Origin of the sequence: Cohnella pontilimi (assembly GCF_005049045.1) — a bacterium.
Classification (GTDB): Bacteria; Bacillota; Bacilli; order Paenibacillales; family Paenibacillaceae; genus Cohnella; species Cohnella pontilimi.
The window spans coordinates 181,963-203,955 of the sequence record NZ_SUPK01000002.1 but is presented as its reverse complement, the minus strand read 5'-3'; the positions used below and the strand labels follow the sequence as shown (position 1 = coordinate 203,955).

Annotated in this window: 21 protein-coding genes; 19 read left to right on the top strand and 2 right to left on the bottom strand. The window is 58.7% G+C overall.

The window, feature by feature from the left end; genetic code table 11:
• Nucleotides 1-6 precede the first annotated feature (6 nt).
• The 13 genes from gmk (at nt 7) to spoVM (ending at nt 13,582) form a co-directional block, all read left to right on the top strand.
• Nucleotides 7-642: a guanylate kinase gene (gene gmk, locus E5161_RS05020; protein ID WP_136776625.1), complete on the top strand. Its 636-nt coding sequence runs from the start codon at nt 7-9 to the stop codon at nt 640-642.
• A 4-nt stretch (nt 643-646) separates the two neighbouring features.
• Nucleotides 647-844: a DNA-directed RNA polymerase subunit omega gene (rpoZ, locus tag E5161_RS05015; protein WP_136776624.1), complete on the top strand. Its 198-nt coding sequence runs from the start codon at nt 647-649 to the stop codon at nt 842-844.
• A gap of 158 nt (nt 845-1,002) precedes the next feature.
• Nucleotides 1,003-2,226, top strand: coding sequence for a bifunctional phosphopantothenoylcysteine decarboxylase/phosphopantothenate--cysteine ligase CoaBC (coaBC, locus tag E5161_RS05010; protein WP_136776623.1), 1,224 nt, complete (start codon nt 1,003-1,005; stop codon nt 2,224-2,226).
• Complete coding sequence (gene priA, locus E5161_RS05005; RefSeq protein WP_136776622.1) at nt 2,223-4,712, top strand: primosomal protein N'; 2,490 nt, start codon at nt 2,223-2,225, stop codon at nt 4,710-4,712. The genes coaBC and priA overlap by 4 nt, the downstream gene beginning before the upstream one ends.
• Before the next feature lie 18 nt (nt 4,713-4,730).
• Nucleotides 4,731-5,219 carry a peptide deformylase gene (gene def / locus E5161_RS05000; RefSeq protein ID WP_136776621.1) on the top strand — a complete coding sequence of 163 codons (489 nt, stop codon included), beginning with the start codon at nt 4,731-4,733 and terminating at the stop codon, nt 5,217-5,219.
• 2 nt (nt 5,220-5,221) lie between these two features.
• The gene (gene fmt / locus E5161_RS04995; protein ID WP_136776620.1) at nt 5,222-6,175 is read left to right on the top strand and encodes a methionyl-tRNA formyltransferase; all 954 of its coding nucleotides are present in this window, start codon (nt 5,222-5,224) and stop codon (nt 6,173-6,175) included.
• A 153-nt stretch (nt 6,176-6,328) separates the two neighbouring features.
• Nucleotides 6,329-7,753 carry a 16S rRNA (cytosine(967)-C(5))-methyltransferase RsmB gene (gene rsmB, locus E5161_RS04990; RefSeq protein ID WP_425456457.1) on the top strand — a complete coding sequence of 475 codons (1,425 nt, stop codon included), beginning with the start codon at nt 6,329-6,331 and terminating at the stop codon, nt 7,751-7,753.
• 62 nt (nt 7,754-7,815) lie between these two features.
• Entirely contained in the window at nt 7,816-8,883 is a 1,068-nt protein-coding gene (gene rlmN, locus E5161_RS04985; protein WP_136776618.1) for a dual-specificity RNA methyltransferase RlmN, read from the top strand.
• Between the two features lie 5 nt (nt 8,884-8,888).
• Nucleotides 8,889-9,653 (top strand): Stp1/IreP family PP2C-type Ser/Thr phosphatase, encoded by a 765-nt coding sequence (locus E5161_RS04980; protein WP_136776617.1) that lies wholly within the window; start codon nt 8,889-8,891, stop codon nt 9,651-9,653.
• Nucleotides 9,650-11,668: a Stk1 family PASTA domain-containing Ser/Thr kinase gene (pknB, locus tag E5161_RS04975; RefSeq protein WP_136776616.1), complete on the top strand. Its 2,019-nt coding sequence runs from the start codon at nt 9,650-9,652 to the stop codon at nt 11,666-11,668. Before E5161_RS04980 ends, pknB begins: the two co-directional genes overlap by 4 nt.
• Before the next feature lie 48 nt (nt 11,669-11,716).
• On the top strand, nt 11,717-12,625 hold the full coding sequence (gene rsgA / locus E5161_RS04970) for a ribosome small subunit-dependent GTPase A (RefSeq protein ID WP_136776615.1): 909 nt from the start codon (nt 11,717-11,719) through the stop codon (nt 12,623-12,625).
• Nucleotide 12,626: 1 nt separating this feature from the next.
• Complete coding sequence (gene rpe, locus E5161_RS04965; RefSeq protein WP_136776614.1) at nt 12,627-13,292, top strand: ribulose-phosphate 3-epimerase; 666 nt, start codon at nt 12,627-12,629, stop codon at nt 13,290-13,292.
• A 209-nt stretch (nt 13,293-13,501) separates the two neighbouring features.
• Nucleotides 13,502-13,582, top strand: a complete 81-nt coding sequence (gene spoVM, locus E5161_RS04960; protein ID WP_136776949.1) for a stage V sporulation protein SpoVM — start codon at nt 13,502-13,504, stop codon at nt 13,580-13,582.
• 180 nt (nt 13,583-13,762) lie between these two features.
• On the opposite strand, the gene rpmB is transcribed toward spoVM, so the two are convergent.
• Nucleotides 13,763-13,951: a 50S ribosomal protein L28 gene (gene rpmB / locus E5161_RS04955; RefSeq protein ID WP_136776613.1), complete on the bottom strand. Its 189-nt coding sequence runs from the start codon at nt 13,949-13,951 to the stop codon at nt 13,763-13,765.
• A gap of 248 nt (nt 13,952-14,199) precedes the next feature.
• Here rpmB and E5161_RS04950 point away from each other — a divergent pair, with 248 nt between their 5' ends.
• The 5 genes from E5161_RS04950 to E5161_RS04930 all read left to right on the top strand — a co-directional run bounded on the left by E5161_RS04950 (nt 14,200) and on the right by E5161_RS04930 (nt 19,812).
• The gene (locus tag E5161_RS04950; RefSeq protein WP_136776612.1) at nt 14,200-14,559 is read left to right on the top strand and encodes an Asp23/Gls24 family envelope stress response protein; all 360 of its coding nucleotides are present in this window, start codon (nt 14,200-14,202) and stop codon (nt 14,557-14,559) included.
• Nucleotides 14,560-14,692: 133 nt separating this feature from the next.
• Nucleotides 14,693-16,444 (top strand): DAK2 domain-containing protein, encoded by a 1,752-nt coding sequence (locus tag E5161_RS04945; protein ID WP_136776948.1) that lies wholly within the window; start codon nt 14,693-14,695, stop codon nt 16,442-16,444.
• 42 nt (nt 16,445-16,486) lie between these two features.
• On the top strand, nt 16,487-17,341 hold the full coding sequence (locus E5161_RS04940; RefSeq protein ID WP_136776611.1) for a DegV family protein: 855 nt from the start codon (nt 16,487-16,489) through the stop codon (nt 17,339-17,341).
• A gap of 42 nt (nt 17,342-17,383) precedes the next feature.
• Nucleotides 17,384-19,435: an ATP-dependent DNA helicase RecG gene (gene recG / locus E5161_RS04935; protein WP_136776610.1), complete on the top strand. Its 2,052-nt coding sequence runs from the start codon at nt 17,384-17,386 to the stop codon at nt 19,433-19,435.
• Nucleotides 19,436-19,524: 89 nt separating this feature from the next.
• A complete protein-coding gene (locus E5161_RS04930; protein WP_136776609.1) occupies nt 19,525-19,812 on the top strand; it encodes a stage VI sporulation protein F in 288 nt (95 codons plus the stop codon).
• A gap of 52 nt (nt 19,813-19,864) precedes the next feature.
• On the opposite strand, the gene E5161_RS04925 is transcribed toward E5161_RS04930, so the two are convergent.
• Nucleotides 19,865-20,539 carry an SOS response-associated peptidase gene (locus E5161_RS04925; protein WP_136776608.1) on the bottom strand — a complete coding sequence of 225 codons (675 nt, stop codon included), beginning with the start codon at nt 20,537-20,539 and terminating at the stop codon, nt 19,865-19,867.
• Nucleotides 20,540-20,709: 170 nt separating this feature from the next.
• Here E5161_RS04925 and E5161_RS04920 point away from each other — a divergent pair, with 170 nt between their 5' ends.
• On the top strand, nt 20,710-21,981 hold the full coding sequence (locus tag E5161_RS04920; protein WP_136776607.1) for a DNA polymerase IV: 1,272 nt from the start codon (nt 20,710-20,712) through the stop codon (nt 21,979-21,981).
• Nucleotides 21,982-21,993: the final 12 nt, after the last annotated feature.

The following is a 21,993-nucleotide window of genomic DNA, read 5'->3' as shown; positions in this document are numbered from 1 at the left end:
AAGTCCATGAACAGAGGATTGCTCATCGTGTTATCCGGTCCTTCAGGCGTAGGCAAAGGAACCGTATGCTCGGCGCTTCGCGGCAAGCAGCCCGAGCTGATTTATTCCGTATCCGCCACTACCCGGCCGCCCCGGGAAGGAGAGCGCGACGGCGTAAATTATTTCTTCAAATCCCGCGAGCAATTCCAGGACATGATCCGGAATGACGCTTTGCTCGAATATGCGGAATATGTCGGGAATTTTTATGGGACGCCCCGCGATTTCGTCGAGAAGACGCTCGACGAAGGCAAAGATATCATTCTCGAAATTGAAGTGCAGGGCGCTTTGAAAGTGAAAGAGAAATTCCCGGAAGGTGTGTTCATCTTCCTGCTGCCTCCTTCGCTTGGCGAACTCAAGCAGCGGATCGTCGGAAGAGGCACCGAGTCGCAGGCGACGATCGAGCATCGTCTGTCGGTCGCGGTGGAAGAGATGAATTTGCTGTATCACTATGATTATGCCGTAGTGAACGACGATGTCGACTCGGCGTGCGCAAGGATCGGCGCGATCATGACGGCCGAACACTGCAAGCGGGAGAGGTTCCTTCACGAGTTGTTCCAGGAACTGAACGACTTGACGCCGGCGCAGAACGCAAGGGAGAGGTGAAGAGATGTTATATCCTTCGATAGACGAGCTGGTTCGCAAAGTAGACAGCAAGTACACGTTAGTCGTGGCCGCCGCCAAGAGAGCGCGCGGACTGCGGGAGGGCAAAGCGTCCGAGATGGTCGCTCCGAAATCCCACAAGGTGGTCGGAGTCGCGCTTGAGGAAATTTATCACGATTATATTCTAGTCGAGCATCTGAAATAAATAAGCGTTTCGGATCTGTCAGGTCCGAGGAAGGACAACCCGTGCGGTTGTTTTTTTTCTAAATGGAGGTTTATCGGGGCCCCAAAAAAAGTAATCGGAATAGGCTTCAAAGAATGGCTTCACTTTTTGGGGAGTGTTATAGATGGGAGGAAAACCAGATGAAGCCGCTTGCGGGGAAAACGGTCGTGCTCGGCATATCGGGCGGAATCGCCGCTTATAAAGGAGCCGCGTTATGCAGCAAGCTCGTCGCGATGGGGGCGTCGGTGCGCGTCGTCATGACGGAAGGAGCGGCCAAGTTCGTGACGCCGCTCACGCTGCAGACGTTGTCGCGGCATCCTGTGGCGACGGATGTATTCGACGAACGGGACCCGTCGGTCGTTCAGCATATTGATTGGGCGGACGCCGCGGATGCGGTCGTGGTCGCTCCGGCGACGGCTAACATCATCGGGAAAATGGCAAACGGAATCGCCGACGACATGCTGAGCACCATGCTGCTCGCCACGACCGCACCGGTCATCGTCGCACCCGCCATGAACGTTCACATGTGGGAACATCCGGCGGTCATGGATAACGTAACCAAGCTCGCTTCCAGAGGCGTACGTTTCGTCGAGCCGGGAACGGGGCAGCTTGCGTGCGGATACGTCGGCAAAGGCAGACTGGCCGAGCCGGACGAGATTGCGGGCGCCGTGGCTGCTCTGCTGGCCGGACCTCAGCCGCTCTCGGGCCGCAAGGTTCTGATCACGGCAGGAGGAACGGTGGAGCGGATCGATCCGGTTCGCTATATCACCAACGATTCCTCCGGCAAAATGGGGTTTGCATTAGCGGAAGCCGCACGGGACTTCGGAGCGGACGTGACGCTCGTTTGCGCGCGCACCGACGAGAAGCCTCCGGGCGGCGTTGAAATCGTGCGGGTGGAATCCGCACTTGACATGTATGAAGCGGTGACCGGGCGTCTAAGCGCCTTCGATGCGATCGTGAAAGCCGCGGCGGTGGCGGATTACCGTCCGTTGAGTAAGGAAGACAAGAAAATCAAGAAAAAAGAGGACAAGCTGTCTCTCGAGCTGGTGAAAAACCCGGATATTTTGCAAGCGGTCGGCGAATGGAAAGCTTCGCATCCCGGAGAAAGGCAGCCCTTCGTCATCGGTTTCGCGGCGGAAACAGGAGATCTCGAGAAGTTTGCGATGGACAAGCTGCGGCGGAAAAACAGCGACCTGATTGTGGCGAACGACGTCTCCGAGCAAGGAGCCGGCTTCGCCGTGGATACGAATGTCGTCAGCATATACGGCCCTGAAGGTCTGGTGGAACATATCCCTTTATCAGCCAAACGGACCGTGGCGGAACGGATTTGGCAGATCGCGGCGGAACGGATGACACGCGAATGACCATTGCCAGAGTGATTGTGGACGTGCCGAGCCGGGAAACGGACCGGCCTTTCGATTATTCGGTGCCCGACAGGCTGGCGCCGTGGACGGAAATCGGAAGCCGCGTAGCCGTGCCGTTTGCCGGACGTACGCTGCAGGGAATCATCAACGGCTTTGCCCAGGAGTCGGAAGTGGACGTCAGCCGGTTAAAGGCAGTGGAAGATGTGCTGGACGCCTTGCCGCCGCTTACGCCCGAGCTCGTTGAGCTGGGCGGCTGGATCAGCCGGCGGTGGCTGTGTCCGCTCATCGTCGCGCTGCAGGTCATGCTGCCGTCGGCGCTCAAAGGCAGGACGGAGAAATATATGGCTTTGGCCGAAGGTGTGTCCGAGCCGGATCTGACGGACGAATCGGACGCCGCTATATGGAACGTTTTCCGGCAAGGCAAGGCCGTGAAATGGTCGGCGCTGATGCAGCAGTTTCCGGACCGGGGACCGCTGCTCAAGCGATGGCTGAAGGAAGGGCGATTGACGGAAAGACAGCAAGTGGAGGACCGGTTGTCGGTCAAAACGGTGTTGACCGTTTTTCCGCCTGGCGAAGCCGAGTTGCGGGAGATGCTGGCGGGTATTCCGGCGAGGGCCCGCAAACAGCGGGAAGTGCTGGAATATTTGATTGCCCGTCCCGATCCGATCGCGATGGCCGACTTGGCGGAGGCGGCGGGAACGACAACGTCGACCGTACGTGCGCTTGCGGATCGGGGAGCGCTCGATATCCGCGAGGTGACGGAGGACCGCGATCCATACGAAGGGCGGAATTTTCCGGCTTCGACGCCGTTGCAGCTTACGCCGGCTCAGCATGCGGCGATGAATCCGATCGCGGGAGCTTTGAAGAACCGGGAGCATCGCGTATTTCTTCTGCACGGCGTAACCGGCAGCGGGAAAACGGAGATCTATTTGCAGGCGATTCAGCAGACGCTGTCCCAGGGGCGGGAAGCGATCGTGCTCGTGCCGGAAATCGCCCTGACGCCGCAAATGGTCGAGCGGTTTAAAAGCCGCTTCGGCGAACGGGTTGCCGTGCTGCACAGCCGGCTGTCCCATGGGGAGCGGTACGACGAGTGGCGCAAAATCCGCGAAGGCCGCGCGCAGGTGGCGGTCGGTGCCCGTTCCGCGGTTTTCGCCCCTTTTGGGAACATCGGCCTTATCGTCATCGATGAAGAACATGAAACATCTTATAAGCAAGAAGAAAGCCCGAAATATCATGCGCGGGATGTGGCCGTAGAACGTGCGCGCTCCCACGGAGCCGCCGTCGTGCTCGGTTCTGCGACTCCGTCTTTGGAAAGTTACGCGGCAGCCCATGGCGATCTCTCTCATGGCGGGGAAGTCCGATATATTTCGTTGCCCGAAAGGGTTGCGGATCGTCCGCTGCCGGCCGTACATATCGTGGATATGCGTGAAGAGCTGAAAATGGGCAATCGTGCGATGTTCAGCCGGCCGCTGACGGACGCGCTTCGCGACCGGCTGGAAAAGCGGGAGCAGACGGTGCTGCTGCTTAACCGCCGCGGATACGCCACCTTCGTCATGTGCCGCTCCTGCGGCTACACCTGCACGTGCCCGCACTGCGATATTTCGCTGACTTATCACCGCGGCTCGCAAAATCTCCGGTGCCATTATTGCGGCTACGCCGAAGCCGAGCCAAAAGTATGTCCGTCGTGCCAAAGCCCGCACATCCGGTTTTTCGGCACGGGTACGCAGAAGGTCGAGGAAGCTTTGGCGGCGGCGTTCCCGGGGATCCGGGTCATCCGGATGGATGTGGACACGACATCGGAAAAAGGTTCGCACGAAAAGTGGCTGACCATGTTCCGCAATCAGGAAGCGGATGTGCTGCTCGGCACGCAAATGGTCGCCAAGGGGCTGGACTTTCCCCGCGTCACGCTGGTCGGCGTGCTGGCTGCCGATGCGGCGCTCAGGCTGCCCGATTTTCGCGCGTCTGAGCGGACGTTCCAGCTGCTCACGCAGGTGGCCGGCCGGGCGGGGCGGCACGAGCTGCCGGGAGAAGTCGTCGTACAGACTTACGACCCGGAGCATATTTCCGTCGCTTCCGTGCAAGGGCACGATTACGGAGGGTTTGTCCGACACGAACTGGCCGTTCGGCACGCACTCGGTTATCCGCCATACGGCAGGCTTATTTCTCTTACGTTTTCCCACGAGTCGGTGCCTATGCTCATCTCCATCGGCGAAACGTTCGCGAAGCGAATGAAGGAGCGCGCCCATTCGCTCGGCATTCCGTCCGCGGCAATGCCCGGAGATTCGGAGGCAATGGACGTGCTGGGCCCGGTTCCTTCGCCCATTCCAAGGCTAAAGGATCGCAGCCGTTTTCAATGTATGGTAAAATATCGGGGAACGCTCGACGCCAGCGCTCTGACGGCAGAGGTGCTGCGCGATATGAGCGACGCGGTGAAGCGCAGCGGCGTGCAGATCAGCGTCGATGTGGATCCGCAAATGATGCTTTGATAAAAGGACTGATGAAGGATGGCCATCCGGTTGATCGTGAAACATCCCGACCCCGTTCTGCGGGAGAGGGCCCAGGAAGTGACCAAATTCAACGCCAACCTGCATAAGCTGCTCGACGATATGGCCGACACGATGTACGACGCGGACGGCGTCGGCTTGGCCGCGCCGCAAATCGGCATTTTAAAGCGGATTTTCGTCGTGGATGCGGATGAGGAGCACGGCCTGATCGAGCTGATCAATCCGGAAATCGTCAGCAAGGAAGGGGAGCAGCTCGGCGTGGAAGGATGCCTGAGCATTCCCGGACTTCAGGGCGATGTACGACGGGCGAATAAGGTCGTCATCAAGGGTTTTAACCGGTATGGCGAACCTGTTCAATATGAAGGAACCGAACTGCTCGCACGGGCGTTCCAGCATGAGCTCGATCATTTGAACGGCGTACTGTTCATCGATTTGGCCGAATCGGTATATGAGGCGCGTAAATTGGCGCCGGAGCAAGGCGGGGAATAAAGATGCGCTTAGTATTTATGGGGACGCCGGATTTCGCCGTGCCTTCCCTGCGAATGCTGCTCGAGGAAGGATACGAGGTGGCCGCCGTCGTGACGCAGCCCGACCGGCCGAAAGGCAGAAAACGGGAGATGACGCCTCCGCCGGTGAAAGCTTTCGCTGCGGAACGGGGCTTGCCCGTTCTTCAGCCGGACAAGCTTCGCGCTTCCGAAGCGGTCGCGCAGCTGGCGGCTTTGCAGCCGGATCTCATCGTCACCGCCGCCTACGGCCAAATTTTGCCGAAATCGGTTTTGGACCTGCCCCGGCTGGGCTGCATCAATGTGCACGGCTCGCTGCTGCCGCGCTATCGGGGCGGCGCGCCGATCCAGCGCTCGATCATCAACGGTGAAACGGTCACCGGCGTGACCTTGATGTATATGGCGGAAGGGCTGGACACGGGCGATATGATCGCCCGCGTCGAAGTGCCCATTACGGATGAGGATACGGCCGGCAGCATGTTCGGCAAGCTCAGTGCGGCCGGCGCCGCATTGCTGCGGGAATGGCTTCCGCGCATTGTGGAAGGAACCGCACCGCGCGAAGCGCAGAACGACAGCGAAGCCACGTACGCGCCGAACTTGACGCGCGAAGACGAGATGATTCACTGGAACGTGAACGCCCGTGAGGTGTTTAACCGGGTGCGGGGATTGAATCCGATGGCCGGAGCGTTTACGTTCCTGAACGGTGAAGTGTTCAAGGTGTGGACGTGCCGCATCCCGCAAGGATCCGACCTTATGATGCGTCCGGAGTGGGAAAGCCTGGATCCGGGCTCTGTCCTGGAAACCGGCGCCTTCGGGATCCGGATCCGTACGCAGGACGGCAGCGTGGTGCTGACGGAAGTGCAGCCGGCCGGCCGCAAAGCTTTGCCGGCCGCCGAATTTGCCAAAGGCGCGCGGCTGGCTCCCGGCACGGTGCTCGGGTAATCCGGGCGCCGTTTTTTCATTCAACGGCAGCGGAACAAGTGACCGTCATCCGGAACCCGCAACCCTCGGATTCGGATTTCCGGCTTGCAGGAGGACGTATAGTTTACGATTTAGTTGACGCATTGGAATGTGGAGATACTGGGGATACCCGGCATCTGCGGCGAAGGGAAGGGGGGATTTCCGCTGGCTGAACATCATACGAGAAAAAAACGGAGCCCGGCCGGTCCCCGGGAAGCGGCGCTGGAGGTGCTCTTGCGCGTGGAAGAGCAAGGAGCTTACAGCGGGCTCGCGCTGCACGGCGTGTTGACGGATACGGAGCTGTCCAGGCCGGATAAGGCTTTGGCTACCGAATTGGCATACGGCACGATTCAGCGGTTGAATTCGATCGACTATGTTCTTTCCGCCAGAGTGAAAGGATGGCCCCGCAAGGTGGAGCCATGGGTACGGTGCCTGCTCAGATTGAGCTATTATCAGCTGCGCTGGCTGGAACGGATACCGGCGCATGCCGCGGTGGACGAAGCGGTCCGCATCGCCAAAAAACGCGGTCATGCGGGAATCTCGGGCCTGGTGAACGGCGTGCTGCGCGGCATTGTCCGGGAAGGCGCCGCGGTTGCAGTGCCGACGGGACTGCCGGCCGCGGAGAGGATTTCGCTGGCGCATAGCCATCCGCTCTGGCTGGTAGAGCGCTGGATCGCCGCTTACGGCGAGCCGACGGCGGAAGCGATGTGCGAAGCGAACAACGAGCCGCCGCACGCCTCCGTGCGCGTTAACCGGCTGCGCACGACGCGGGAGAAGCTGCTTAGCGAGATGGAGGAAGCCGGTTTGAACGCGTCGATATCGTCCTTATCTGCGGACGCCGTCGTTGCGGTGAAGGCAGGCAGCTTGGCGGAAACGCCATGGTTCCGCGAGGGCCTGCTGACCGTGCAGGACGAGAGCTCGATGCTGGTCGCGGCCGCGGCCGATCCGAAGCCGGGCATGACGGTGCTCGACTGCTGCGCGGCGCCCGGCGGAAAATCGACTCACCTGGCGGAAATTATGCAGAACCGCGGCCGGGTGATCGCCAACGACGTGCATCCTCACAAGCGCGCGTTGATCGACAATCAAAAAGAGAGATTGGGCCTCGAAATCGTGGAGACGATGATTTCCGACGCACTCGCGCTGCCGGATCTGCTGCCGCCTCAGTCGATGGATGTCGTACTGCTCGACGCGCCATGTTCGGGATTCGGCGTCATCCGGCGCAAGCCCGAAATCAAATGGAACAAAACCGAGCAGGACATTGCGGGCCTGGCGGAGCTGCAAGGCCGGCTGCTTAGGTCCGCAGCGGCTCTCGTCAAGCCGGGCGGCACGCTGGTATACAGCACCTGTACGATCGCGCCGGAGGAAAACGAACAGTCCGTCCGGCGGTTTTTAGCGGAGTTTCCGGAATTTTCGCTGAATCCCGAATGGCCCGCTGAGGTGCTTCGTCCGCTTCGGGAGCGCGGCGTCGTCAACGGGTCGTTTTCAGGGATGGTTCAACTCTTGCCCCACCATTTCGGCAGCGACGGCTTTTTCATTGCCCGCATGCGGCGCGGCGATTGAATCGCATTGTCTTCCGGCTCTGAGGGCCTTTATGTTAAAATAGATCGAATGGCGGTGAACAAATGAAAAACGAGGCACAAAACGAAAAGCCTTTTATTTACGATTTTTCGCTCGAAGAGCTGCAGGACTGGACGAAGGAGCAGGGCGAACCCGCCTTCCGCGCCGGTCAAATTTTCGACTGGCTTTATGTCAAGCGGGTTTCTTCGTTCGAAGAGATGAGCAATTTGCCCAAACCGTTCCGCATGAAGCTGGAAGACGCGTTCCAGTTCGTCACGCTGTCGGAAATCGCCAAGTTCGAGTCCAAAGACGGCACGGTGAAGTTTCTGTTCGGCTTGCACGACAACCACGCGATCGAGACGGTCCTTATGCGTCACAACTACGGAAACAGCGTTTGCGTAACGACGCAGGTCGGCTGCCGCATCGGCTGTACTTTTTGCGCTTCGACGCTCGGAGGGCTGAAACGGAACCTGACGCCCGGTGAAATCGTGGCCCAGGTCGTGCAGTGCCAGAAGCTGCTCGATCCCGAAGACCAGCGGGTGTCGAGCATCGTCATCATGGGCTCGGGCGAACCGTTCGAGAACTACGACGCGACGATGAAATTTCTTCACAACATGATTCACCCGAAAGGGCTGAATATCGGCGCGCGGCACATCACGGTGTCGACCAGCGGCATCGTGCCGAGCATGTACAAGTTTGCGGACGAGAACACCCAGATCAATCTCGCGATTTCCATCCACGCGCCGAACGACGCGCTGCGCTCGAAGCTGATGCCGGTAAACCGCCGGTATCCTTTCAACGAAGTGATGGACGCGATCAAATACTACATCGAAAAAACGGGTCGCCGGGTAACGTTCGAGTACGCGTTGATCGGCGGGGTCAACGACCGGCCCGAACACGCCCGCGAGCTGGCCGACGTACTGCAAGGCATGCTGTGTCATGTGAACCTCATTCCGGTCAACTATGTGCCGGAGCGGGATTACGTTCGAACACCGAGAGATGACATTTTCGAATTCCAACGCATATTACAGAGCAAGAACGTGAACGCGACGATTCGCAGGGAGCAGGGGCACGACATCGCGGCGGCTTGCGGGCAGCTGCGGGCGAAGCATATGGAAGCGACGACGGGGTGATCGGTGTGAAAACCGCATGGAGAACGCATGTGGGGAAAGTCCGTCACGTGAATGAGGACCGGGCCTGGAGCGGCCGGCTCGCGGACGGATGGACGGGTGTGATCGTGGCCGACGGCATGGGCGGTCATCGCGCAGGGGATGTCGCCAGCGAACTGGCCGTAGGCTGCCTGGCGGACGCGCTGCAGTTCTGGAATCCGAACCAGACGCCGGCGGAGGCGGAAGCGGCGCTCCAGGAAATGATCAACAAGGCGAACCGCGTCGTGTACGAGACCGCATCTCTGAACGAGGAGTACCATAATATGGGGACGACGGTCGTCGTCGCGGTGATGAGCCGTGACGGCGGCTTTATCGGACATGTCGGGGACAGCCGGATCTACAGGCTTCGCGGCAGCCGGCTGGAGCAGTTGACGGACGATCACACCGTCATCAACGAGCTGTCCAAATCCGGCCAGCTGAGTCCGGAGGAAGCCGCGAGGCATCCGCTTCGGCATGCGATTACGCGGTCGGTAGGCACGGAACGGGACGTCAAAGCCGATATTATGGCGATCGACTGGATGCCGGGAGACCGGCTCTTGCTGTGCAGCGACGGGCTCAGCGGATTGGTGGAGGAAACAATGCTGCAACAGACTTTGGCACAAACGGGCGCGACGCTGGAAGAAGTGGCGGACCGCCTGGTGGAAATGGCGCTCGACGCCGGCGGAGACGATAATGTCACCGTCGTGCTCGTGGAAGCGGATGAAGCAGCCGCCGCGGGAGGGGAAACAGCATGATCGGACACACGCTTGGCGGACGCTATGAGCTGCTGGCCAGAATCGGCGGCGGAGGAATGGCGCTCGTATACAAAGCGCGAGACAACTTGCTCAACCGTTTCGTTGCGGTCAAGGTTTTGCGTCAACAATTTATGCACGACGATGATTTCGTCAAACGTTTCCGCAGGGAGGCGCAGGCCGCGGCTTCGCTGTCCCATCCGAACATCGTCAGCATTTACGATGTCGGACAAGAAGAGGATACGCATTATATCGTCATGGAATACGTCGACGGACCGAACTTGAACGAAATTATTCGTGAGAGGGCTCCGCTGCAGGCGGACGAAGCGGTCCGGATCGCCGGGCAAATTGCCGACGCCCTCGATCATGCCCATCATCATCAAATCATCCATCGAGATATTAAGCCTCATAACATTTTGATCGGGTCCAACGGAAGGGTGAAAGTGACGGACTTCGGGATCGCCCGGGCCGTCACCTCTTCCACCATCACACAGACCGGATCCGTTGTAGGGTCCGTGCATTATTTTTCGCCGGAGCATGCCAAAGGCGTGTCGACGGGCGAGAAATCGGATATTTATTCGCTGGGGATCGTGCTTTACCAAATGCTGACCGGGCGGCTTCCGTTTCTGGGCGAAAGCCCGATCAGCGTGGCGCTCAAGCATTTGCAGGACCCGTTCGAAGAGCCGCGCCAAGTGAATCCGCATATCCCGCAAAGCGTGGAAAACATCATTCTTCGCGCCATGCGCAAAAATCCGCAGGAGCGATACCAGTCCGCCAAGCAGATGCTGGCCGACCTGGAGACGTGCTTGCAGCCCCAGCGGCTCCATGAACCGCCGGTCCGATTCGCGAGCGATGACGATTCCGAATCGGACAAGACCCGGGTGATCCCGGCCATCAAGCCGGACATGCGAAATACGCTGGAGGCGCCGGCCGCCAAACGGGCGGACGCAGCGGACGAGCGCTGGGATTCGCGCGGCTTGGAGGAGAAGAGGCGCGGCTGGGTGACGCCGACGGTATTGGGCGTGCTGGCCGCCGTTCTTATCGGCGTGCTGCTGTGGGCAGTGTTTGCGCTCAAGGGGGCGCTTTCTCCGAAAGATGTGATGGTTCCGTCCGTTGTCGGCATGAAATTGGACGAGGCGAAAGCAAAGCTGGAGGCAACTGGACTGAAGTGGGAAGACCCCGTTGTCGAGGAAGCCAGCACGGAAGAGGAGAAAGGCAGGGTCGTTAAGCAAAACAAAGTCGATATTGAAGTAAAAGAAGGCTCGCTCATCCGCCTGACCGTTGGCACCGGTCCCGATCTGCCGACGATGCCCGGCGTGACGGGCAAATCGTTCGACGAGGCGAAGGCGGCGCTGCAGGATTTGGGCGTGGACGAAGCCAAGATCGAGCGAGTGGAAGTATTCGACGACAGCGAACCGGGTACGGTCTTAGAGCAGGATCCCGCGGAAGGGACGCAGTTTAACCCGGCGGAGGAAAAAATTTATCTCAAAGTCAGCAAAGGCAAAAAGACGTTCCCGATGCCGAAACTGGTCGACAAGAAGGAAAGTCAGGCGAGAGCGGAACTACTGAAGTACGGTCTGAAACTCAAGGATGATAAGGTGAATTACGAGCCGAGCTATTCCGTCCCGAAGGGAACCGTCTTCAAACAGTTCCCTGTCGAGCAGGACCAAAGCGTCACCGAAGGGATGGTAGTGGAGCTGTGGGTCAGCAGCGGATATCCGACGGATGCCAAGGAAGTCACCTACGACGTGACGGTTGCGCCTGCCGTCGAAGGCCAGGAAAGCGAAATTGTCATCATGTACTCTGACGCCACCGGTGACAATAAGCAGGCAGTCAAGAAAAAAATCAAGAGCATGACCACCTTTAAAGTCAAGCTCGTGCTGGCGCCGGGCAAAGACGGTCAAATCACCGTGTACCGAGACGGAGAGTACGTGAATAATACGCCTGTTCCGTATGAGGTTCAGCCGGCGGGCAATACGGTGACCCCTCCGGGGGACGGGAACGACCAAGGGAATTGAGACGGCGATGAAGCGTAGAATCAGTCTGGATGAAGGAGCCGTGAGCTGATGCCGGAAGGAATTATCGTGAAGGCGCTCAGCGGTTATTATTATGTGCGGGACGACCGGGGCGGGCCGCTTGTGCAGTGCCGCGCCCGGGGCATTTTCAAAAAGCGGGGCGAATCGCCGCTGGCGGGCGACCGCGTGACCTATGAAGCAACGGAAAACGGGGAAGGCACGGTAAACGAAATTTTGCCGCGCCGTTCCGCTCTGATCCGTCCCCCGGTCGCCAATGCGGACTTGGCGGTGCTCGTATTTTCGGTCGTCCATCCGGATTTGAACCTTCAGCTGCTGGACAAGTTCTTGGTCCACGTCGAGCATGCCGAACTGGATACCGTGTTAGTGTGGACAAAAAACGACCGCATTCCGGAAGGCCCGGAAGGCGCCGAAGCCCGCGCGCGGGTGGAAGAGGCCAAGCGGATGTACACGTCGATCGGGTATGAGGTGCTGGTCACCAGCGCCCGCGAAGGGGTCGGCGTCGCGGATGTGCAGCAGCGTTTGGCAGGCCATATCGCCGTTTTCGCGGGGCAATCGGGTGTCGGCAAATCGACGCTGCTCAACTCGCTCGTTCCCGGATTGACGCTCCAAACGGGCGAAATCAGCGAGAAGCTCGGCAGAGGCAAGCATACGACCCGGCACGTGGAGCTCGTTTCGCTGCCCGGAGGAGGCCTTGTCGCCGATACGCCGGGCTTCAGCCAGCTCGATTTCACCGAGCTCGGCATCGACGAAATCGGCTACTGTTTCCGCGAATTTCGGGAATTGTCGGCCGGCTGCAAATTTCGCGGCGGCTGCACGCATATTCATGAACCGGGATGCGCGGTGCGTCAAGCCTTGGATGAAGGCCGAGTCGCGCAAAGCCGATACGACCATTACAAACTGTTTATGACGGAATGGAAAGAGAAACCACGGAGGTATTGACATGCTGACGATCGCCCCTTCCATCCTGGCCGCCGACTTTTCGCGGCTGGGCGAGGAAATACGTGACATCGAAGCGGCGGGTGCGGATTGGATACACGTGGACATTATGGACAATCATTTCGTGCCGAATTTGACGTTCGGCCCGCCGATCGTGTCCATGATCCGGCCCGTAACGAAGCTGCCTTTTGATGTCCATTTGATGACGCAATCTCCGGAAACGCTGTTCCCCGCGCTGGCGAAGGCGGGAGCGGACCGGCTTACGGTCCATCCGGAAGCGTGCGTGCATCTTCACCGCACGCTGGGGTCGATTCGCGAGCTCGGCCTCAAAGCCGGCGTCGCGCTGAATCCGCACACGCCGTTATCCGTTATCGAATATGTGCTGGATATGATCGACCTCGTCCTCATCATGACGATTAACCCGGGATTCGGAGGCCAGGCGTTCTTGCCGGAGATGCTGCCGAAATTGCGTGACTTGCGGCAGCTCCTTGAGCGCAAAGGCCGCCGAGATATCCGGATCGAAGTGGACGGGGGCATTAATGCCGAGACGGCGGCCCTCGTGACGGAAGCCGGGGCGGATGCGCTCGTTGCCGGCACATATATTTTCGGAGCTCCAGACCGCGCTTCGGCGATCTCTTCGCTGCGTGCGGCATCCAGGCTCGCCGACTGAAGCGGCGCCGCCATCCGGCGCCGTGCCCATTTTTCCTTTGTGCCCCTTCCTCTGGTATAGGACAAAACAAAATCCGCATACATATGTATCAACAGCGAGCACCCGCATATCGGAACGCGTCGTATGAGAGGGAAAAACCCGAACAGGCGTCGGAACCGGGCTTGCGGATTCCGGGGGATGGGTGAATCCTGCGGAGGAGGGATGGGAGAATGAAATTTTACACCATCAAACTGCCGAGATTTTTGGGCGGTTTCGTCAAAGCGATCCTGAATACGTTTCACAAAAACTGACGTCCCCGGTTCCCGGCAGCGTGCCCTTGCGGCAACACCTGCTTTGCAGGTGTTTTTGCGCTGAATCCGGGAGGCGAGGTGTCGTCCGATAGGAACGCAAAAAGGGCTCTCCGATCCAGGTTCAACTTCATTGCTGAACCTGGCCGGAAGAGCCCTTTTGAAAATCAACAGCAGCCTTCATTATACACGAGTCACTTTGCCGGACTTAAGGGCGCGGGTGCTCACATATACCCGTTTCGGCTTGCCGTTCACCAGAATGCGCACTTTTTGCACGTTAACGCCCCAAGAGCGTTTATTATGGTTGTTGGCGTGAGACACATGATTGCCGGAACCCGGTTTCTTTCCCGTAATGTAACATTTGCGAGCCATGAAATCCACCTCCCTACCGATACTGCAAACACCATATTATCATAGCATAGCCGGGCGCTTAGTTGCAATGGCAAAAAAGCGGCCTCGCGCGAAGTCCATCGAAGGTCGCGGAATCTCGGCTTTTTATGGTCTTGGTGTCGAAGGTTGCCGATTATCCCCGATTTTAGGAGAAAACGGCTTCAAAGTACTGTTTTTTTATAGTACAATGAGGTATGGTCCATAATACAGGCATAAAGGAGTGAATTTCCATGCCGATGCAGCTGGCGACGGAAAACGGAAAAATTGACGTGGCGGATCAGGTGATCGCCGTGATAGCCGGTTCGGCGGCTATGGAATGTTATGGCCTGGTCGGCATGGCCTCCCGCAAAGGTCTGAAGGATGGCATCGCCGAGCTGCTCGGACGGGAGAATTTGTCCCGCGGCGTGGAAGTCCGGCGGGAAGGCGAACTTATGCATTTGGATCTGTACGTGATCGTCAGCTACGGAACGAAAATTTCCGAAGTGGCCCACAACATTCAATCGAAAGTCAAATATGTACTGGAAGAAGTCGTGGGACTGAAAGTCGATTTCGTCAACATCTTTGTACAGGGCGTACGCGTGATGAAGTAACCGGACGCTTCACGGGTTCGGGCCATGGCATCGTGACGGCGGATCGCTGCGAGGGCGCAGGACGATTCGCCGCACTCTAGGAAGGAGACAACCAGCTTTGAGTCGTGCTTTGAACGGAATGGAATGGACGGCCATGGTGCTGGCCGGCGCGGAGAGATTGTCCGCGAACGAGAGCCGCATCAATGCGCTTAACGTATTTCCGGTACCCGACGGGGATACGGGTACGAACATGAATTTGACCATGTCGGCCGGAGTAGCCGAACTTAGCCATAAACCGTCGGAAGAAGTGGGACGGGCGGCGGAAGTGCTGTCCAAAGGGCTTTTGATGGGCGCGCGCGGCAACTCGGGCGTTATTTTGTCGCAATTGTTCCGGGGCTTCTCCCGCGCGGTGGCCGGCGAGCGGGAGCTGACGGTACCTTTGTTCGCGAATGCACTGCAACAGGGAGTTGATACCGCTTACAAAGCGGTGGTCAAGCCTGTGGAAGGTACCATTCTGACCGTGGCGCGGGAAGCCGCCCGTCATGGGGTGACGTACGCGCGCCGCACGTCCGATTTGGCGGAATGGATGGCCGAAGTGCTGGCCAAAGCGTCCGAGACGCTGGCGCGAACGCCGGATATGCTGCCGGTTCTGAAACAGGTCGGCGTAGTGGATTCCGGAGGGCAAGGGCTTGTCTGTATCTATGAAGGCTTTGTCTCCTATTTGACCGGCAACGCGGCACCCGCGATCGTGACGCCCGCCGCGGCTCCGGCCGTGTCCGTCGTACAGCCGAAAGCTTCCGCGCAGGCCAAGCTCGAGACGGAGAGCATCGACTTTCCGTACGACATGGAATTTTTCATTCATCGTCCTTCCGCGGCGAAGCCGTTTTCCGAGAAATCGTTCCGTCAAGTGCTCGAGCGGGACGGAGATTCGATTATCCTCATCGAAGACGGGGATATCGTGAAGGTGCACGTGCATTCCCGCCGTCCAGGCGACGTTCTCAACAGCGCGCTGGAATATGGTGAATTGACGCATCTGCATATTTTGAACATGAGGGAGCAGCATCGGGATTTGCTCAAACCTGCAGCGGGCATGCCGTCTGCGGCTGCGGCGGTTGCGGCCAAAGGGCCGGAAGCCGGAGAAGCGCTCGGTGTGGAAGCCGCCTCGGGGATCCCGCATGGAGATTTCGCCTTTTCGGGCGTTACGGCTTCCCCCGAGAGCGAGCCGAATCCGGATGCGCACGAAATGGCGCCATACGGCGTAGTTGCGGTGAGCGTGGGCGAAGGCAACGCTGAATTGTTCCGGAGCTTGGGGGCGGACGTGGTGCTCTCCGGCGGACAAAGCATGAATCCGAGCACGGAGGATTTGCTCGGCGCCATTCGCTCCTTGTCGGCTCAAACGGTCATTTTGCTGCCGAACAATCCGAATATCGTGCTTGCGGCCAAGCAGGCGGCCGAATTGGCGGAGCGTCCGGTCATCGTGCTTCCCACGCGGACCATTCCTCAAGGCATGGCGGCGATGCTCGCCTTCCAGGAAGACGATTCGGAAGCGGCGAACGTCGAACGAATGACGAAAGCTTTCGAGCGGGTGTTGACCGGTTCGGTCACCCAGGCGGTCCGCGATACGCAGATGGACGGTTTGGATATTCGCGCGGGTCAATTCATCGGGATTCTCGACAAAACGATCGTGACGACAGCCGCGTCGGCGGAAGACGCCGGACGTCAGCTGCTGGAGCGGATGCTGGTCGGCGGCGGGGAAATTGTGACCATTCTCACAGGCGCCGATGCGGATGAGGGCCAAGCGGCCCGGTTGGAAGCCTGGATCGGCGAACGTTATCCGGATGCGGAAGTGGAAGTGCAGGAAGGCGGACAGCCGCTTTACCCGTTTTTATTCGCGGTGGAGCCTTAATCCGCCGCTTCTATCCTAAACCGTTGAAGGAGAAATGTGGCCATGGGTTCGATTGCGATCGTAACCGACAGCACGGCGGATATTCCGCAGCAGACGCGGGAACGGCTCGGCATTTCGATGGTACCGCTGAAAGTCATTTTCGGCAGCCAGAGTTATCTTGACAATATTGAGCTGCAGCCGGCGGAATTTTACCAGAAGCTGGTGGCTTCCCCGTCGTTACCGACGACGTCCCAACCTTCTCCCGCCGATTTTCTCGAAGTTTTCAAAAAGCTGACCGCCGAGGGCAAGTCCGTCATTTCCATTCATCTGTCCGGCGCGTTCAGCGGCACTTATCAATCGGCTGTCATTGCGAAATCCATGATGGAAGATGAAGGCGATATTACGGTCATCGACTCGAAATCGGCCTCTTACGGATATGGCCAGATGGTCGTGGCGGCGGCCGAATGGGCTGCCCAAGGCGCTTCCGTGGAAGAAATCGTGGCCGAAGTACATAGATTGCGCCGGGAGATGCGGCTTTATTTTCTGGTCGATACGCTGGAGTATTTGCAAAAGGGCGGGCGTATCGGCAAAGCGGCGGCGTTGTTCGGATCTTTGCTCAACATCAAGCCGATCTTGTCCATCGACGACGAGGGTGCGATTTTCCCCGTCGAGAAAGTTCGCGGCCACAAACGCGCCGTAGCCCGGATTGCCGAGCTGCTGGAGAGCGATTTGGGACAAACGCCGGTGAACCTGATGATGGTGCTCACCCCGGGGTTTGACGCGGGCGGCGGCGAGACGGCGGACATGTTGAAACAGCATTTGAACGTACGGAGTTATGTACAGTCGGAGATCGGACCGGTCGTCGGCACACATGCCGGACCCGGAACGATCGGAGTGTTCGTAACCCCCGCCAAGTAACAAGCCGCGGGCAAACTCCGCGGATGATTCGAGGTGGGCATAATGAATAACGATTTATTCGGCATACCTGTAGAACGACTTCAAGGCGTGGGCCCCTCCAAAGCGGAGGAGCTTCACGCCTTAGGCATTTACACGGTCGGCGATCTGATCGACTACTTTCCGTTCCGGTATGAAGATTACCGGGTCCGGCCGTTTCATGAAGTGAAGGACGGCGAGAAAATCACCGTGCAAGGGGCGGTCGCTTCGGCCCCCTCGCTGCAGCGCTACAGCGGCAAATCCAGACTTTTGGCGAGGGTCACGGTGGAAGGATTGATCCTCACGGCGGTCTGGTTTAACCGCGCATTCTTGAAAGATCAGCTGACGATCGGACGGGACATCACACTGACCGGCAAATGGGATCAACGCCGCCGGCAGCTTACGGTCGCGGAGTCGGAGTTTCCGGACCGGGGAGCGGGCAAAACCGGCACGCTGCAGCCGGTCTATTCCGTCGGCGGGAGCATAACGCAGGCTTGGATCCGCAAAACGATCGACCGTGCGTTAACGCAGTATGGAGCCATGATTCCGGAACTGCTTCCGGCGGAGATTGTAGCCCGGCATCGTCTCATACCCCGCCGGGAGGCCGTTCTGCGCATTCACCGGCCGGAGAATACGCACGAAGGACAAGAAGCCCGGCGCCGCATGGTGTACGAGGAACTGTTCCTGTTTCAGATGAAGCTGCAGGCCTATCGCGCCGCAAGCCGCAAACAGCCTGACGGTGTCGCGCACAAGGTCGACAGCGAAGATATCCGTCGCTTCGTGGCCGGGCTGCCGTTCGAGTTGACCGATTCGCAAAAACAGGTCATCAATGAAATTTTGCTCGATATGAAACGTCCTTATGTCATGAACCGGCTGCTGCAGGGGGATGTCGGCGCGGGCAAAACGGTGGTGGCGGCGGTGGCCTTGTACGCGACCGTTCGGGACGGGAATCAGGGAGCGCTGATGGTGCCTACTGAAATATTGGCCGAGCAGCATGCGCGTTCGCTGTCCAAGCTGTTCGAGCCGCACGGCATTCAAGTGGGCCTGCTTACGGGCAGCTTGACGGAACGCAAACGCAAAGACATTGTGGCCTCGCTGCAAATGGGGCTGCTCGATATTATCGTCGGCACGCATGCTTTGATTCAGGAGGACGTCTATTTCCGGCGGCTTGGTCTCGTCGTGACGGACGAGCAGCACCGCTTCGGCGTGAATCAGCGGAGCATTCTGCGCCGCAAAGGGATGAACCCCGACGTGCTCACGATGACGGCGACGCCGATCCCGCGTACGCTGGCGATTACGGTGTTCGGGGATTTGGACGTGTCCACGCTGCGGGAGCGGCCGAAGGGCCGCAAGCCCATTAAGACGTACTGGGTGAAGCATTCGATGATGGACCGCGTGCTCGGCTTTATTCGGCGCGAGAAGGAGGCGGGCCGCCAGACGTTCTTCATCTGCCCGCTGATCGAGGAGTCGGAGAAGCTCGACGTGCAAAACGCCATCGATTTGCACATGCAGCTGCGCCAGGCACTTCCGGAATTGCGCATCGGACTGCTGCACGGACGGATGACGCCGGCCGAGAAGGAAGAAGCGATGCGGGCTTTCGCCGCGGCGGAGACGGATGTGCTCGTGTCCACCACCGTCATCGAGGTCGGCGTGGACGTGCCGAACGCCACGCTCATGATCGTCATGGACGCGGACCGCTTCGGCCTTTCCCAGCTTCATCAGCTGCGTGGAAGGGTGGGGCGGGGCGAGCACCAGTCGTATTGTATACTGATCGCGGATCCGAAGTCGGAGAACGGCCAGGAGCGCATGAAGGCGATGACCGATACCGACGACGGCTTCGAAATTTCCCGTCGGGACTTGGAATTGCGGGGTCCGGGCGAGTTTTTCGGCACGAAGCAGAGCGGCATGCCGGAATTCCGTCTTGCGAACCTGCTGAACGATTTCGCGGTGCTCGAGCAGGCTCGCGACGATGCCGCCGAGCTGGCCGCCAAGGACGATTTCTGGTCGTCGGCTTCTTACGCGCCGCTGCGCGACCATCTGCTGCGGGAAGCGCGGCTGCAAGGGGAGCCGCTGGATTAGGGGGGCCCCGCCATATGCCCACTCATCTTCCTCGCTTTCCCGCATAAGATGAACCGAAGGCCATGGCGGAAAGGGTGTGGGAGACGGGCATGAGTTGGCAGAAGTTCGGCATACGGCCGGATCTGGTCGAGCGTGTCAAATTCAAAATGAAAAATCCGGCGATCAAGGACCGGATGATGGTAATGCTTGAAGGCGTGACGAAGTACGACCTGCAGGATCGGGCGAAGGTCCGGCGGTTGGTGAAATCCGCCGCGCGCATTCTCAATGAGCCGCTGACGGAGGTCCAGGAAGAGCAGCTCGTGTCTTTCATACTGGCGCAAAAAATCGATCCGAACAACACGCTGCACCTCATCAAACTGTGGGCCATGTTCCGCTAGCCAAAAAACGCTCCGCCTCCGGCTTTTACAGCCGGGGACGGAGCGTTTCGTTTTAGCCCGATACTCTCTCCAGACAAGCGGGGTCATCGTGAGCCGGACTGCCGACGCGTTTGTCCACCTCATAAGCGTCCATCTCGCCGGCCGGATAAGGGACGAGCAGTCTTTTCAGCGGCTCCGGATCCTGTACGTTCCGGTCCAGCCAGAGCGCTTCGTCTTCCGGGCGGAGAATGACCGGCATGCGGTCATGGATGTCCGCCATGAGCCGGTTGGGCTCAGTCGTCACAATCGCGAACGAACTCACCTTGCGTCCGTCCGGCGCCGTCCATGTCTCATACAGGGCCGCCATGCTGAACAGGCCGCCGCCCTTGAGCACGATGCGGTACGGCCGCTTGCCGCCGGCCGCCGTTTTCCATTCGTAAAACCCGTCCGCCGGAATGAGGCACCGTTTGCGGCGGAACGCGCTGCGGTAAGCGGGCCGCTCCTCCAGCGTTTCGGCCCGGGCATTGATCATGCGGCTGCCCACTTTCTCATCGTCCGCCCACGGAGGGATGAGTCCCCATTTCAACAGGCCCAGCCGGTTGCGCTGCCCGTCGTTCACGACCGCGGGCATCATCTGGGTCGGCGCCACATTGTAACGCGGCAATTGGAAAGGAACCGCCGGAAATTCGGCGAAATATCGCAACATCAGCTCTTCCAACGTCACGGTGATCGTATATCTTCCGCACATGGTCGCTTTCCCCCGATCCTATCGCTCGTGTTCTTTTATTGTACCGGGTTTCTGCGGACTTTTCACTCGCCCAATAAAATAGCCATCACAATTTCCCACTTGAATACGAACATGCGTTCTGCATATAATAAGAATCAATCGGGGAACGTTTGTTCGGAGGGATTTCGATAATGGCGACCGATAAACAACGAGAACGCACAATCATGCTAATTGACGGTCAATCGTTTTATGCTTCAGTGGAAAAGGCGGCTCACCCGGAATATCGGGATAAGCCGGTAGCAGTTGGAGATCCCGAGCGCAGATCCGGAATTATTCTCGCTGCATGCCCCATCGCCAAAGCGCGCGGGGTGACGACAGCCGAACGCGTAGGCGAAGCGATTGCGAAGTGTTCGGATCTGATTGTCATTCGCCCCCGGATGCAGACCTACATCACAGTTTCGCTCTTGATCACGGAAATCTACGAATCATTTACCGATTTAGTGGAGCCGTATTCCATCGACGAACAATTTCTCGATGTTACCGGTTCACTGTTCAGCAGAGGAGATGCTGAATACCTTGCGCACCAGATCCAGACGAAAGTGCTTTTGTCTACGGGCGTATGGTCGCGGGTTGGAGTCGGCCCATCGAAAATACTCGCTAAAATGGCAACGGACAATTTCGCAAAGAAGCGCCCGGACGGCATTTTTAAGCTTAACGATGGCAATGTCGAAACCGACCTATGGCCGCTGCCGGTAGAACAAATGTTTATGGTCGGCTCCAAAATGACGCATCATTTCTGGCGAATGGGCTTACGGACGATCGGTGACATCGCACGATTGGATCTGGGTGATTTTAAGCGGAAAATGCGCCGGGAAATGGGCAAACAATCCGATATCCAAGCGGAATATTACTGGCAGACGGCGCGCGGTATCGATCCGAGCCCGGTTGTCACATCGGTACGAGGCGCTTTAAAATCGATCAGCCACGGCAAAGCGCTGCGCGCCAGCCTTTATCGTAAATTAGCCGACATTGAAGTCGTCCTGCTGGAGCTCGTCGTTGAGGTCTGTCGCCGGGCGCGTCGTCTGGGCAAACAAGGCCGCGTAGTCTCGGTGGGGGCTGTAGAAACCGATGGGGAGCGAACGCTCTCATTCGGGCGGCAAATCACACTGCCGCATGCGACATCGCTCACACACGAAATGGCCGTCGCCGTGCGTCAATTATTCGCCCAGCACTGGCGGGGGATGCCGGTAAGCCGCCTCTTTATTTCGTTGACCCAACTTTCCGATGACGACACGTACCAGCTCACGCTATTTGAGGACCGTACGACGGTATACAACCTTGAACGGGCCACGGATTCGATAAAGGATCGGTTCGGCGATGCGGCCATTATGCGGGCATCCTCCTTGCTGGAGTCGGGTGTGGCGCGTGAGAGAGCAGCACAGATTGGGGGTCATTATCGTTGAGTAAGCTCGAGG